The 12,503-nt window shown below is 65.1% G+C and carries 13 protein-coding genes; 5 read left to right on the top strand and 8 right to left on the bottom strand.

Going from position 1 to position 12,503, the window contains the following annotated elements; all coding sequences use genetic code 11:
- Positions 1–7: 7 nt before the first annotated feature.
- The 5 genes from AC1DB0_RS19685 to AC1DB0_RS19665 are packed head-to-tail and all read right to left on the bottom strand — an operon-like array spanning position 8 to position 4,309.
- Positions 8–664: an alpha/beta hydrolase gene (locus AC1DB0_RS19685; protein ID WP_476757475.1), complete on the bottom strand. Its 657-nt coding sequence runs from the start codon at positions 662–664 to the stop codon at positions 8–10.
- A gap of 34 nt (positions 665–698) precedes the next feature.
- The gene (locus AC1DB0_RS19680) at positions 699–1,400 is read right to left on the bottom strand and encodes an ABC-type transport auxiliary lipoprotein family protein (protein ID WP_476757474.1); all 702 of its coding nucleotides are present in this window, start codon (positions 1,398–1,400) and stop codon (positions 699–701) included.
- A complete protein-coding gene (locus AC1DB0_RS19675; protein ID WP_054420771.1) occupies positions 1,397–2,353 on the bottom strand; it encodes an MlaD family protein in 957 nt (318 codons plus the stop codon). The genes AC1DB0_RS19680 and AC1DB0_RS19675 overlap by 4 nt, the downstream gene beginning before the upstream one ends.
- Complete coding sequence (locus AC1DB0_RS19670) at positions 2,340–3,179, bottom strand: ABC transporter ATP-binding protein (RefSeq protein WP_054420772.1); 840 nt, start codon at positions 3,177–3,179, stop codon at positions 2,340–2,342. The genes AC1DB0_RS19675 and AC1DB0_RS19670 overlap by 14 nt, the downstream gene beginning before the upstream one ends.
- A complete protein-coding gene (locus AC1DB0_RS19665) occupies positions 3,179–4,309 on the bottom strand; it encodes an MlaE family ABC transporter permease (protein ID WP_346552599.1) in 1,131 nt (376 codons plus the stop codon). The genes AC1DB0_RS19670 and AC1DB0_RS19665 overlap by 1 nt, the downstream gene beginning before the upstream one ends.
- 95 nt (positions 4,310–4,404) lie before the next feature.
- Between AC1DB0_RS19665 and AC1DB0_RS19660 the strand changes: the two genes are divergently transcribed.
- Genes AC1DB0_RS19660 through AC1DB0_RS19650 form a run of 3 tightly spaced genes read left to right on the top strand, consistent with a single transcriptional unit; the run spans position 4,405 to position 6,236 of the window.
- A complete protein-coding gene (locus tag AC1DB0_RS19660; protein ID WP_054420774.1) occupies positions 4,405–5,256 on the top strand; it encodes a biotin--[acetyl-CoA-carboxylase] ligase in 852 nt (283 codons plus the stop codon).
- Positions 5,253–6,059 carry a type III pantothenate kinase gene (locus AC1DB0_RS19655; RefSeq protein ID WP_054420775.1) on the top strand — a complete coding sequence of 269 codons (807 nt, stop codon included), beginning with the start codon at positions 5,253–5,255 and terminating at the stop codon, positions 6,057–6,059. Before AC1DB0_RS19660 ends, AC1DB0_RS19655 begins: the two co-directional genes overlap by 4 nt.
- A gap of 12 nt (positions 6,060–6,071) precedes the next feature.
- Positions 6,072–6,236, top strand: a complete 165-nt coding sequence (locus AC1DB0_RS19650) for a hypothetical protein (protein WP_181953165.1) — start codon at positions 6,072–6,074, stop codon at positions 6,234–6,236.
- 79 nt (positions 6,237–6,315) lie between these two features.
- Here the strand turns inward: AC1DB0_RS19650 and AC1DB0_RS19645 are convergent, their stop codons facing one another.
- The 3 genes from AC1DB0_RS19645 to AC1DB0_RS19635 all read right to left on the bottom strand — a co-directional run bounded on the left by AC1DB0_RS19645 (position 6,316) and on the right by AC1DB0_RS19635 (position 10,027).
- Positions 6,316–7,770 carry a 3-deoxy-D-manno-octulosonic acid transferase gene (locus AC1DB0_RS19645; protein WP_476757473.1) on the bottom strand — a complete coding sequence of 485 codons (1,455 nt, stop codon included), beginning with the start codon at positions 7,768–7,770 and terminating at the stop codon, positions 6,316–6,318.
- A gap of 1 nt (position 7,771) precedes the next feature.
- Positions 7,772–8,809 (bottom strand): lipopolysaccharide heptosyltransferase I, encoded by a 1,038-nt coding sequence (gene waaC / locus AC1DB0_RS19640; RefSeq protein WP_391565113.1) that lies wholly within the window; start codon positions 8,807–8,809, stop codon positions 7,772–7,774.
- A gap of 111 nt (positions 8,810–8,920) precedes the next feature.
- A complete protein-coding gene (locus AC1DB0_RS19635; protein ID WP_476757472.1) occupies positions 8,921–10,027 on the bottom strand; it encodes a glycosyltransferase family 4 protein in 1,107 nt (368 codons plus the stop codon).
- 244 nt (positions 10,028–10,271) lie between these two features.
- Here AC1DB0_RS19635 and pgi point away from each other — a divergent pair, with 244 nt between their 5' ends.
- Together pgi and AC1DB0_RS19625 are read left to right on the top strand one after the other, a co-directional pair.
- Positions 10,272–11,843, top strand: coding sequence for a glucose-6-phosphate isomerase (pgi, locus tag AC1DB0_RS19630; protein ID WP_476757471.1), 1,572 nt, complete (start codon positions 10,272–10,274; stop codon positions 11,841–11,843).
- A gap of 80 nt (positions 11,844–11,923) precedes the next feature.
- Positions 11,924–12,493: an SRPBCC family protein gene (locus AC1DB0_RS19625; protein WP_054420794.1), complete on the top strand. Its 570-nt coding sequence runs from the start codon at positions 11,924–11,926 to the stop codon at positions 12,491–12,493.
- Positions 12,494–12,503 lie beyond the last annotated feature (10 nt).

The raw sequence follows: 12,503 nt of genomic DNA, 5'->3' as shown, positions 1-12,503 counted from the left end.
CGCGGGTTCAGTCCAGCGCGACCTTCAGGCGGGCTTGCACCAGCTGGCGCAGCACCAGCAGCTTGCCGTGGAAAAAGTGGGATGCGCCCGGCACCACCACCACCGGAATCGAACGCGGACGCGCCCAGTCCATGGCTTCGGACAGCGGCACGACTTCGTCTTCTTCGCCGTGCACCATCAGCGTATCGTCAGGAACCTGCACCTCGTGCGACTGGAAACGGTTCACCGCCGGACCCATCAGCATCAGCGCGGACGGCAACACGGCATCGCCCGCCTCTGCCAGCGCCGCATAGGTTTGCGCTGCGACCGCGGTACCGAACGAAAAGCCCGCCAGCACCCACGGGGCCGCGGCCAGTTCCGGATGCTGCTCGCGCATTTGCGCGACAACCGCCAGCATGTCCTGCGTTTCGCCTACCGATTTATCGAACTCGCCTTCCGACTGGCCGACGCCACGAAAGTTGGGGCGAACCGCCACCAGGCCATGCTGCACGCAAGCGCGCGACAGCGTCGTGACGACCTTGTTTTCGCGCGCGCCGCCTTGCAACGGATGCGGATGCAAGACCAGGGCCCAGCCTCGCGGTGTGCCGGCAGGCCAGTCGACAGCGCAATCAATGCGGCCGGCGGCCCCGGTAAAGGCGTGGGTATCAGTACGAGCGGAGGACATGGCAGGACTCAACGTGCAAAAAAGGAAATCGAAATTAATTGGCGGACCGCGGGGCGGCGGAGGATTTGTTGGGAATATCGAACGCCGGCTCGTATGAAGGCCCGGGCCGGGGGCCGAATCCGCGTCGAGATGTGGATTCCGGTGCGCCTTGCACCACCCCGGCCAGCCATTGCGCCAGCTGATCGGCGGCCTCATCCGTGGCTTGCCGCAGCGCTGCAACGCCGCCGGCCGCGTCTTGCGTGGGCGCGGGCGCCTGCACCTGGATGCGCTTCTGGTCAACAACCGCACGGCCGTTGAGCAGCACCGCCTGCAACACGACGCGGCCTTCGCTGGACTGGCCGTCTTCGGCAAACCCCTGTTCGAACTGCATCAACGACAGCTGCAACTGCGGCATCTGAAGGTTGACGCGATCAGCCAGTACCGGCCCCTGGCGCGACAGACGGTCGGTGATGCGCTGGCGCACCAGCTCCGTCGGCGACGAGGCCCAGCGGACCGTCGCGTACGCCTTGGGCGCGGCGCTGTCGCCCACGCGCCAGATCATGCTGGTGTCAGACAGAGCGGGCGCGGCTTGCAGGCTCATGGCGATCGGCGCGCGTGCGGGCAACGCAGGCACGGGCTTGGCGTCCAACCCCAGGTCGAACACCGAGGGCGGCGCGTTGACGCGGCCAATGCTGCAGCCCGCCAGGGCCGAGGTCATTGTCAGGGTCAAGATCAGTACGGCGCGGCGCATCTTCATTTGGGCTGTCTCCCGAAACCGGCAAATCCGGCTTCGCCGGGTCCGGGCGCAACGGGCGCCGGGCCGAACAAGAACGATTGCGGCGTGCTGTCCACACGGCGCAGGGTGTTGGTGGCGCCGCGCGCGGCTGCGCTGACGTTGGCGGCCATGTTGGTGACGGCGGGCAGGGTCTCGCCATCGAGCCGGGCCGCGGCCAGCGCGATGTCGTTCAAGCTGCGCGTGGCCACCGACAAGGGGCCATCAGGCGCATTCAACCGCGCCAGCGCTTGCCGCGACTGCTGCGCCAGGTCAGCGATTTCGCGCGCGGCGCGATCGGCCTGGCGCGACGTGCTGCCCAGCGAATCCACCAAAGGCCCAAGCTTGGCCAGCGTGGGCCCCAGATTGCGGCTGGCCTCGCGCAGCGACTGCGAGATGTCAGTCGCGTTTTGCAGAGTGGCCGTCAGCGCCTGCACGTTTTGCTCGCTCAACACGCGGCGCAGTTGTTCGGTGGCTTCTTCCACGTTAGATATCAGCTTGCCGCCGCGCTGCTCAATACGGTCCAGAAAGCCCGGGCGCAGCGGAATGGCGGCCGGGTGCTCGGCCGACGACGCCAGCCGCTTGAGCGACGAGCCATCATCGCGCAGTTCCACGTTGGCCATGCCGGTCACGCCCTGCACGCCAAGTTCCGCCCACGTCGATTCGGTGATCGGCGTATTGGGCGCCACGCCGATGCGGATGCGCACCTGGCCCGGCTTGTCGGGGTTCAGCGCCAGCGACTGCACCTTGCCAACGGGCACGCCTTGATAGCGCACGGCCGACTGCGGGTTCAGCCCGCTGACCGCCGTGGCCGAGATGATTTCGTACGGTTGCAGCTTGGTCCGGTCCCGTCCGATCCAGACGGCCACCAACGCGGCGGCGGCCAGCAAGACCAGCGTGAAGATACCGGCCATGAGCGCATGACTACGGTTTTCCATGATGCAATCCCTTCGGCGCCAGATCCCCAAGCGCGCGCAAACCGCGTTCGCCCAGGAAGAATGTGTGAATGAACGGGTGGTCGACCTTCAATACTTCCGGCACCGTGTCGCACACGATCACCCGCTTGTCCGCCAGCACGGCAACACGCGTGGCCAACGCTAGCAGCGTGTCCAGATCGTGCGTCACCATGACGACGGTAAATCCCAACTGCCGGTGCAGGCTGCGCACCAGGTCCACAAATTCATCCGAGCGCAGCGGGTCCAGACCGGCCGTGGGCTCGTCCAGAAACACCAGTTCCGGGTCCAGCGACAGCGCGCGCGCCAGCGCCACACGCTTGACCATGCCGCCAGACAAGTCCGACGGCCGCTTGTCGGCATCTTTCGCCGTCAGCCCCACCATGGCCAACCGGCACATGACAACGTCGCACACCAAATCTTCAGGCACCGTGCGCAATTCGCGCAGCGGCAAGGCCACATTGTCGAACACCGACAGCGCCGAGAACAGCGCCCCCGCCTGAAACAGCATGCCCCAGCGGTACGACAGGCGCCGGCGTTCACTGGGCGACAGGTCAAACAGCGAATGCCCCAGCACCTTCACCATGCCGGCCGCGGGCCGGTCCAGGCCGATGATCTGGCGCAGCAGCACCGTCTTGCCCGTGCCCGATCCGCCCACTAGCACCAGGATTTCTCCGGGGAAGACGGTCAGGTCCAGATTGTCGTGAACCACGTGGTCGCCGAACGCCGTGCGCAGTCCACGCACCGAAATCACGGGTTCAACCGTGACGCTATCTTCGTTAAACAGGCGGTTCTGGGCGGCGTTGCTCATCAAATGCCCACCGAGCTGAAGATGATGGCGTACAGCGCGTCCAGCAGGATCACGCCGGTAATCGAGGTCACGACCGACGTGGTGGTGCCGCGCCCCAGGCTTTCGGTATTGGGCTGAATGCGCAAGCCGAAGTGGCACGCGATCAGCGCAATCAGGATGCCGAAGGTCACGCCCTTCAGGATGCCGATCCAGTAATTGGTCAGTGAAATGGCGTCGGGCAGCGACGTCAGGAACCATTGCGCGGACACGCCCAGCTGCATCTGCGCGGCCAGCATGCCGCCCAGGATGGCCATGGCGTCCGTCCACAACACCAGCAGCGGCATGGTGACGGCAAGCGCCACCACGCGCGGCAGAATCAGCCGTTGCCCATGCGAAATGCCCATGACGAGCATGGCGTCCAATTCCTGCGTGACCCGCATCACGCCGATCTGCGCAGTGATGGCCGAGCCGGACCGCCCCGCCACCAGGATGGCGGCCAGAACCGGGCCCAATTCGCGCACGATGGACACGCCCAGCAGCCGCACGATGAAGCGGTCAGCGCCAATCATCTGTAGTTGCTGCGCGGAAAGATAAGACAGCACCACGCCAATCAGAAAGCCCACCAGCGCCGTGATGCCTAGCGCCTGCGCGCCGGTGCGGTACACCTGCGCGGAAATCTCGCGCCACGGCCCCAGACGCGGCCGGCGCAGCATGCCGGCAAAGTCCAGAATCAGCTGGCCCAGCATGATGAGCAGCGCGCGCCCGTTTTCGGCGGCCTGCAAGATGGCGCCGCCCAACGCGCGGACCCAGCCCAAGGTTTCTGGCTTCGGCGGGGCCGCCTGCATCTCGCCCTTGTTCAGGGCCAGCGCGTTGAACACGTCTTGCTGGCCGGCCGACCAACGCACGCGCTCGGGCAGCTTTTCGCCCCAGGCTTGCCAGATCAGCAAGGCGCCGATGGTGTCCAGCCGGCTGATGCCGTGCAAGTCCCAGCGCGCGCCATCCTGGGCAGCGCGGGCCATCGCCGTGCGGCGGCGTTCGACTTCGCCGGCCTCGGCCAGGGCCAGAACGCTCCAGTCGCCCGCCACATGGCAGACGTTCCCGTCCTGACGGAACGGGGCGGCGGCGGACGCGCGTGAAGCGGAATGCGGCATGAAGGCGGGACACCGATGCAAAATGTATCGCCAATGATAAACGCTTGAGGGCCGAAAGACCGCGAGGTCTGGCCGCGTGCCCTACAATCGCCGCCATGCCCGATCACGTCCGCCCTATCGACCTGCCCGCGCCGGAAACCCTGGCCCGGGAGCTAGGTTCCCGCCTGCCTGCCTTCCAAGACATCGCCTGGACCCGCAGCACCGGCTCGACCAACGCCGACCTGCTGGCCCGTGCCCGCTCGGGCGCCACGGCCGGCAAACCCTGGCTGCTGGGCACCCATCTTCAAGAAACCGGCCGCGGACGCGCCGGCCGCCCCTGGCAGAACAGAGAGGGGTCGACGTTGATGTTTTCGTGCGCGTTTGACGTGCATCTGCCCGCCGTGCAACTGCCCGCGCTGTCGCCCTTGGCGGGCGTGGCCGCCTGCGAGGCGCTGCGCGCCGTCGCCGGCCCGCAAGCGGCGGGCCTGTGCATGAAATGGCCCAACGACGTGCAATGGCACGACGCCAAGCTGGCGGGCGTGCTGGTCGAGACGACCCGCAACCCCGGCGGCCGCGAGGCCGGCTATACCGTCGTCATCGGCATGGGCGTGAACCTGACCGACGCCGCCGAGCTGTCCCGCTCGCTGGGCCGCGACGTGGCTGACTGGCAGCAGGTGCAAGCGCTATCCGACCGCCAAACCACCGCTGCCGACTTGATCTGCGCCAGCGCCACCGCCTGGCATGACGCCGTTCAAACACTGGAACGCGAGGGGTTCGCCGCATTCCGACACCGCTTTGATCAGGTGGACGCGCTGGCGGGCCGCCTGGTCAACGTGCTGGAAAAAGGCGATATCCTACTGAGCGGCCCCGCCTGTGGCGTGGACGAACAAGGCCGCCTGCTGGTGCAAACGCCCGAGGGCGCCACACCGATCTCGGTCGGTGAAATTTCGATTCGACGCCAAGCATGATTATTCTTATCGACTCCGGCAACAGCCGTCTCAAGGTGGGTTGGCTGGACGCCAGCAACCCCGACATGCCGCGCGAACCGGCGGCAGTCGCCTTCGACGGACTGGATCTGGATGCGCTGGATGGCTGGCTGACCGCCCTGCCGCGCCGCCCCTTGCGCGCGCTAGGCGTGAACGTGGCGGGCGAAGCCCGTGGCACGGCCATCGCCGCCATTCTGCAAAAACATGGTTGCGCCGTCACCTGGTCGCCGTCGCAGGCGACAACGCTGGGGCTGGTCAACAGCTACCGCGTGCCGACGCAACTGGGCGCCGACCGCTGGGCCTCGCTGCTGGGCGTGCTGTCGCGCCTGCCCGGCGCGCACCCGCCCTTCGTCCTGGCCAGTTTCGGCACCGCGACCACCATCGACACCGTCGGCCCCGACAACGTGTTCGCGGGCGGCCTGATCCTGCCCGGCCCCGCGATGATGCGCAACGCGCTGGCCCACGGCACCGCCAACCTGCCGATCGCCAACGGCCAGGTCGTGGCCTACCCCGTCGACACGCACGAGGCCATTGCCTCGGGCATTGCCGCGGCCCAGGCGGGCGCAGTGGTGCGCCAATGGCTGGCCGGCCGCCAACGCTACGGCCAAACGCCGCAGATCTATGCGGCGGGCGGCGGATGGCCCGAAGTGCACCAGGAAATTGAACGCTTGCTGGCAGACGCCGGCGGCGCATTCGGCGCCGCGCCCGTGCCGGTCTACCTGGATCACCCCGTCCTGGACGGCCTGGCCGCCGTCGCGCGCGCCACCCTGGACGCCAACCCCTGAGCAAGGCCCGCCATGCGAGTGCTCTTCATCCTGATCCTGCTGGCAAATTTATGGGTGCTGGCCCTGGGCCAAGGCTGGATCGGCGTGCGCCCGGAAGATGAAGGCCGGGATACGCGGCGGTTCAGTCAGGAACTGAATCCGGATGCGGTGAAGCTGGTGCCGCGGGCGGGGCCTTAGCCGAGAGCCCGGGCGCCGCGCTTGCGGCCCCTTGCCCTTGCCGTCTTGAGCAGCCCATCCCGCACGACTGGCACGGTGATCAGCCTAACCAGGGAGCCAGCGCGTCCATCGTCCGACGGGTCGCACCGGCATGCAATTCAAACCACGCACGCGCCGCCCGGCTCGCGCGTTCGCGACTGACCTCATCCCGCGACCAGGCCAGCGCAGCATCCACGGCCTGCGCTGGATCGGGTTCCCGCAACGCTGCGCCCGCCGCAATCGCGTCTTCGGCCGCTTGCAGGAAATTAAACGTGTGCGGCCCCACGATGACGGGCACTCCCGCCGCACACGCTTCGATCAGATTCTGGCCGCCCAGCGGCGCAAAGCTGCCTGCCACGATGGCCACGTCTGACGCCGCGTAGTAGAAGGCCATCTCCCCCAGCGTGTCGCCAAGCAGCACCGACGTTTGCGCCTCGGGTTCGCTGCCGCTGCTACGCCGGACAAACGGCAATTGCGCGTCGCTCAGCTGTTGAGCCGCCTCGTCAAAACGTTGCGGGTGGCGCGGAATCAGCACGAACAGCGGGGCGCCCGGCTGGCCGCTACGGCGTTTAATGGCCTCGATGAAGAGCGCGTCCTCGCCCTCGCGCGTGCTGGCGATCGCGATCACCTGGCGGTCCAGATGGGTGCGCCATGCCTTACCCGCCTGGACCTGCGCCGCGGGCAACACCAAGTCGAATTTCAGGTTTCCGGTGACGATGGGCTCGGGCGCGCCCGCCTGCTTCAGCCGCGCCGCGTCTTCGGCGGTCTGCGCCAACACCCGATCCAGCCCGGCCAGCGCTTCGCGCATCACGCTGCCCATGCGCCCCGCCTGCCGCAATGACGACGCGGAATAGCGGGCGCTGACCAGCGCCATGGGAACTTGTGCGCGGCGGGCGGCGGCCAACAGGTTCGGCCAGATCTCGCGTTCGATGAGCAAGCCGCAGCGCGGCTGATAGCCTTGCATGAAACGGCGGGTCGCACCGGGAAAGTCATAAGGCAGCCAAGCCTGACGCAACTGCCCCAGGCCGATGGCGTCGGCGAACAAACGCTGGCCCTCGGCACGGCCCGTGGCGGTCATATGGGTCAAGAGCACGGGCAGGCCACGGTCAAGCAAGGCTTGCAGCAGCGGCTGTGCGGCACGCGTTTCGCCCAGGCTGACGGCGTGCACCCAGACGGGGGCTGACCAAGGGAAATGGGCGGAGATGGTGGCAGAAGCGGATGCGAAACCGACCGAAGCTGAACTTGAAGCTGAGGCCGAAGCGGAAGCGGAAGCCGAAGCGGAAACGGAAACGGAAGCCGAAGTTGGAGCCGGAGCCGGAGCCGGAGCCGAGGCGGAGACAGAAGCCGCAGCCGGAACTGAACCGGAAGCCGAAGGTGGTGATTCAACCGGGTGGCCGAAACGTTCACGTGAGAACACGCCCCACTGACCGCCCGCGCGCTTGGCCCGGCGCGCCATCCATAACCAGAGCAGCGGCGCCAACGCCCGAAGAGCCAGCGTATAGACGCCGCGGTTCATATCACTGGGCGGCCAGAGCCTGCTCGACAGAGGCCATGACCGCTTCGCGCGATGGCGAAGCGCCTCGGTCGCCCAGGCTGGCGGTGTAGTTCGAGCCGACAAGCGGCGTGCGGACTGGCGTGGAGGCGCGGTAAATGCCGATGGTCGGTCGGCCCAACGCGGCCGACAAGTGCGTCAGGCCACTGTCCAGGCCCACCATCAGGCGCGAGCCGGCAAGCAGGCGCGCCACATCCGTCAAGTCCATGCGAGGCATCACTTCCGCCCCGTCCATGCCGGCCACCAGCAGGCTGGCGCGTTCGGCTTCGGATTCGTTACCCGCCAGAAGCTTCAGCGTGCATCCGGCCTCGCGCAAACGGCGGAACACCGCGCGCCAATCTTCTTCGGGCCAGAGTTTGTCGTCACGGCTGGCCGACGGCATGATCACCGCGTAACCGCGGTCGTTGTCCAGATGATGCAGGCGCGGCAGCTCGGTGGCGTTCAAGCCGGCGCTGCCGACTTCGATGACGGGCTCGGCCGGTTGCGCTGCCTGGCGCACGAAGTTCTGCAAACCGAAATCCGGCAAGCCGGCATGCTGATAGCCAAAGGTCAGCCCCGCCAGCTTGCGCTGACGGATCACGGCGGGCTGCCAGAATTCCACGCGATGGCGCACGTTGTAGAACAACGAGGCGAGCGGCTCTCGCGCCGACCGCCAGTCCAGCCCATGGCGCACCCCGCGCGCCTGGCGCACGAGCCACGCAGACTTCAGCAGCGCCTGCATGTCCAGGACGATGTCGTATTGGGTAGAGCGCAGGCGTTCTTTCAACGCCTTGCGTTCGGCGCGCACCTGCGAAGACCACCACGACTTGCGCCAGCGGCGATGCGCGACTTTGATGATTTCATTGACAGCCGGGTGCCACGAGGGGATCTCGGCAAACGCTTCTTCGACGACCCAGTCGATCTGTGCGTCAGGCACATGCCGGGCAATATCGGTGATTGCCGGGAGCATGTGGACGAGGTCGCCCAAAGAGGACGTGCGAACAATGAGAATTCGTGTGGGCATGAGTCAGGATTCGTGCTTGGCGCCGCCCTCAACCCGATGGTGGCAAGCGCTGTTCAACGCAGCCCGCACTGTACAACAACATTGCCCATTACAGCGACGCGCCCGGATGGGTCATTGGCGCTTCTTCTTCTTTTTCACAATCATCCATTTTGGCATGCGGAACAGCACCAAACGGCGATACAGCACGATATACGTTGTCGAAAATACTGCTGTGAAAAACATCAGCAGATAGGGTTGCTGCCAAAACAGCACCGCGGGAATAACCGCCAATGACGACAGCAGCCAAAGATAGGGCGAGGTCATGGAATTACGTTGCGTCTGATGCCGCATTTCACGCGAGCCAATGGCCCAGCGCACCAGGCGCTTATAGATCAGCATATGCAAGTGCACCCCGTCCGGGGCCCCCGGGGAGCGACCGCGTAGCCATTTTTTCCGGTAAATGGAAAAGAGCGTTTCGAATACTGGGTAGATACAGAGCAACAACGGAAACCAGGCCGACACTTCAGGGTGCCGGGCCAACATCAGCACCGACAATTCGCCGATGATAAAGCCCAGAAAATACGCGCCCCCGTCACCCAGGAATATATGCCCGTGCGGATAATTCCAAACCAGAAATCCGATGACCGCACCGAGAGTGCTTAGCGCAACGATCAGCAGGAAGCGGTCGCCCAGATAAAAGGACACATACGCAAACCCAGCCAATATCATGGCGGACACGACCGCAGCCAAACCGTTATACCCGTCGATAATATTGATGGCATTGGCCGCGCCGCCGATCGCCACAGACGTGAAGATCAACGACACCACGCCAAATTGCAACAGCCAATCAATCCCGATAATGTCGACACGCGTCACCGCGGCATCCAACAAATAATACGCAGCCGCACCCGACAAAATCGCCAAGCCCAGCCTGACGAGCACTCGTACTTGCTTGGTCAGGTCTTCCGCGAATCCGCCCAGGAAAGCTGGCATGGAAGCGGCCAACAGCAACACCATATTGGGCAGCACGTCGGGTTCGCGTACCGCAACCAGTGCGCAGGTTACGGCGCTGGCAATCAATAAAGACAGCCCGCCAATGCGCGGTACCGGCGCGGAATGATACTTTTGCACTCCATCCAAATCGTGATCAGCCGTCAGGCCATCATGCCAAGAGCGGTAGCGAACGATCAGCAAGGTGGAGATGAGCGAAACCAGAAACGCTACGAGAACGTACAACATGGAAAACACGCGCCGGATGGGGGAATGGGCGGGATTGTAGCGTCAGACGTAGACAAGGCATGAAAACAATATGGACAGGTTTGCAAAAGAATGGAAACGTGGCTTGCAAAATAAAAAGGGCCTCCATCAGGAGGAAATGAACAGCTAAACTCCCGGTTTTGCAGAAAGGCGTGAAATTCCATCGCCCCGCCATACGGGCCGAACAGGACGCCCCCTATTCAGTATTAAGACGTATTCACAAAATATGCTGCCTTTAGAACCCGCTGACCACGCCAACCTGCTGCAACTTCCGGAATGGCAGGCGTTCAGTCTCGCTGTCGAGAACGCCGCGTTCTGTACCGACGAGCTCCGTCTCGTGCAGGCCGCTGGGCTCACCATTGACCTGAGCGCCCAAGTCACCTCGCCCGCCGCCCGCGAGGCCGGCGCCGCGCTGCTGCGCGCCCGAGGTTTTGACCAGGCGCGAAAGGCGCTGCTGGACGGAGAGCACGTCAACAAAACGGAAGATCGCGCCGCCTGGCACACCATGCTGCGCGCCCCGGAGCCAATCGACGCCGTTGCGCGCGAACACCAGCGGGTAAGCGAGTTCGTGCAACAAGCGGATGCCGACGGCAAATGGAAGGCGATCATCCACATTGGGATTGGCGGCAGCGACTGGGGCGTGCGGCTGGCTACCGATGCCTGCAGCGGCAACGGCGCGCGCCGGGTGCTGAAATTTGTCGCCAATATTGATGGGCACGCACTGGAAGACGCCATCCTGGGGCTGGATGCCAAGGACACCCTGATTGTGGTGACGTCCAAGTCCTTCACCACCACCGAAACACTCGCCAACCTGCGGCGCGCCATTGACTGGCTGAAGCAGGCCGGCGTCGATAGCCCCTACGAACAGGTGGTTGCGATTACCGCCCGTCCGGACGCAGCCCGTGCGCTTGGCGTACCCGCCGCCCAGATTTTTGAATTCTGGGATTGGGTTGGCGGCCGCTACTCGTTGTGGTCGGCCGTGGGCCTGCCCGTCGCCATGACGGTGGGCATTGACGTCATTGAGGGCATCCGCGCCGGCGCCGCCGCCATGGATGCGCACTTCGCCCAAACGCCGATCACCGAAAACGCCCCGGCGCAGCTCGCGCTTGCCGGCGTGGCCAATCGCAGCGTGCTGGGCTATGGCTCGCTCAGCATTGCCGCGTACGACGCTCGCCTGCAATACCTGGCGCCTTACCTGCAACAGCTGGACATGGAGTCTCTGGGTAAATCGGTGGACATGGCGGGCAACCCCGTAGGCGTGCCCACCGGTCCGTCCGTGTGGGGCATGCCGGGCACCGACGGCCAGCACACCTTCTTTCAGTGGCTGCACCAAGGCACGGACGGCGCAGCGGTCGATTTCATCATGTGCCGCGAAGCGGATCACCAGTGGACCGAACAGCACGCCATGCTGCTGGCCAACTGCCTGGCCCAGCGCCAGACGCTGTTGCAAGGCACGTCCGCCGACACGGACCGCGCCGGCATGCAGGCCCAAGGCATGGCTGCGGACAAGGCCGAATGGCTGTCGCGCCATCGCAAGCATGAAGGCGGCCGGCCGTCGACGCTGATCGTGCTGCCCAGGCTGACGCCGTTCGCGCTGGGTGCGCTGCTGGCGCTCTACGAACACAAGATCTTTGTGCAGGCACTGATCTGGGGCATCAACCCCTTTGACCAGTGGGGCGTCGAGGCTGGCAAGAAAATGGCCAGCGGGATTCTGCAGGAGCTGCACGGACAATCGAGCGACGCGTCGCACGACCTGTCGACGCAACACTGGATTTCCGTATTGACGCAGGGACGCTGAAGCGTGGCTACCGGTACGCCGGTAGCCAAAAGCGCGGTTTGGGAAGAGAATGACCACATAACTCTTCTAAGGAGACAGCCATGCGCATTGCCGATGCCCAATGGATTCCTTCTACGCAGCACCAGACATGGGATGCGTTGACCGACCCGAGAGTCTTGCAGAAATGCATTCCGGGCTGCGTGGAAGTTGCGATGCGCAGCCCGACCGAATACGCCGTCACCCTGCGGGCCAACATCGCGGGGATCGACACCGACTACGAGGGTGAAATTCTGCTCTCTGACGTCAACGCCCCCGACAGTTGCACACTGGTGTTCGAAGGCAAGGGCCGCGCCGCCTGCCTGGCCATCGGCACCGCCCAGGTGAATCTCAGCACGAAGGACCAGGGCACGCGCGTCGCCTATACGGTAGCGGGTATGGCCGGCGGCAAGCTGGCTGAGTGTGGCGAAGGCCTGCTGCTGAAAGCAGGCGACAAGATCATCCAGAAATTCTTCGCGGCCTTCATCGACCACATGGCGGTGCAGCCCCGCCTTGCTCCCCCGCCGCCACCGCCCGAACCCGAACCTCGCGGCTTGTCCAATTCCCGCTGGTCATGGGCGCTAGTGGTTCTAGTCATCGCAGTGTTCTGGGGATACCACTCGTTTTACAAGTGAAAACCCTAGT

The organism is Achromobacter sp. 10T422 (genome assembly GCF_056394065.1).
This window is presented reverse-complemented; position numbering and strand designations above follow the sequence as displayed.

Coding starts and splice junctions, on each gene's coding strand:
- AC1DB0_RS19665 (WP_346552599.1), bottom strand. CDS start 4,309: ATGCCGCATTCCGCTTCACGCGCGTCCGCCGCCGCCCCGTTCCGTCAG.
- AC1DB0_RS19660 (WP_054420774.1), top strand. CDS start 4,405: ATGCCCGATCACGTCCGCCCTATCGACCTGCCCGCGCCGGAAACCCTG.
- AC1DB0_RS19645 (WP_476757473.1), bottom strand. CDS start 7,770: ATGAACCGCGGCGTCTATACGCTGGCTCTTCGGGCGTTGGCGCCGCTG.
- AC1DB0_RS19650 (WP_181953165.1), top strand. CDS start 6,072: ATGCGAGTGCTCTTCATCCTGATCCTGCTGGCAAATTTATGGGTGCTG.
- AC1DB0_RS19685 (WP_476757475.1), bottom strand. CDS start 664: ATGTCCTCCGCTCGTACTGATACCCACGCCTTTACCGGGGCCGCCGGC.
- AC1DB0_RS19635 (WP_476757472.1), bottom strand. CDS start 10,027: ATGTTGTACGTTCTCGTAGCGTTTCTGGTTTCGCTCATCTCCACCTTG.
- AC1DB0_RS19675 (WP_054420771.1), bottom strand. CDS start 2,353: ATGGAAAACCGTAGTCATGCGCTCATGGCCGGTATCTTCACGCTGGTC.
- AC1DB0_RS19625 (WP_054420794.1), top strand. CDS start 11,924: ATGCGCATTGCCGATGCCCAATGGATTCCTTCTACGCAGCACCAGACA.
- AC1DB0_RS19670 (WP_054420772.1), bottom strand. CDS start 3,179: ATGAGCAACGCCGCCCAGAACCGCCTGTTTAACGAAGATAGCGTCACG.
- AC1DB0_RS19680 (WP_476757474.1), bottom strand. CDS start 1,400: ATGAAGATGCGCCGCGCCGTACTGATCTTGACCCTGACAATGACCTCG.
- AC1DB0_RS19655 (WP_054420775.1), top strand. CDS start 5,253: ATGATTATTCTTATCGACTCCGGCAACAGCCGTCTCAAGGTGGGTTGG.
- waaC (WP_391565113.1), bottom strand. CDS start 8,809: ATGCCCACACGAATTCTCATTGTTCGCACGTCCTCTTTGGGCGACCTC.
- pgi (WP_476757471.1), top strand. CDS start 10,272: ATGCTGCCTTTAGAACCCGCTGACCACGCCAACCTGCTGCAACTTCCG.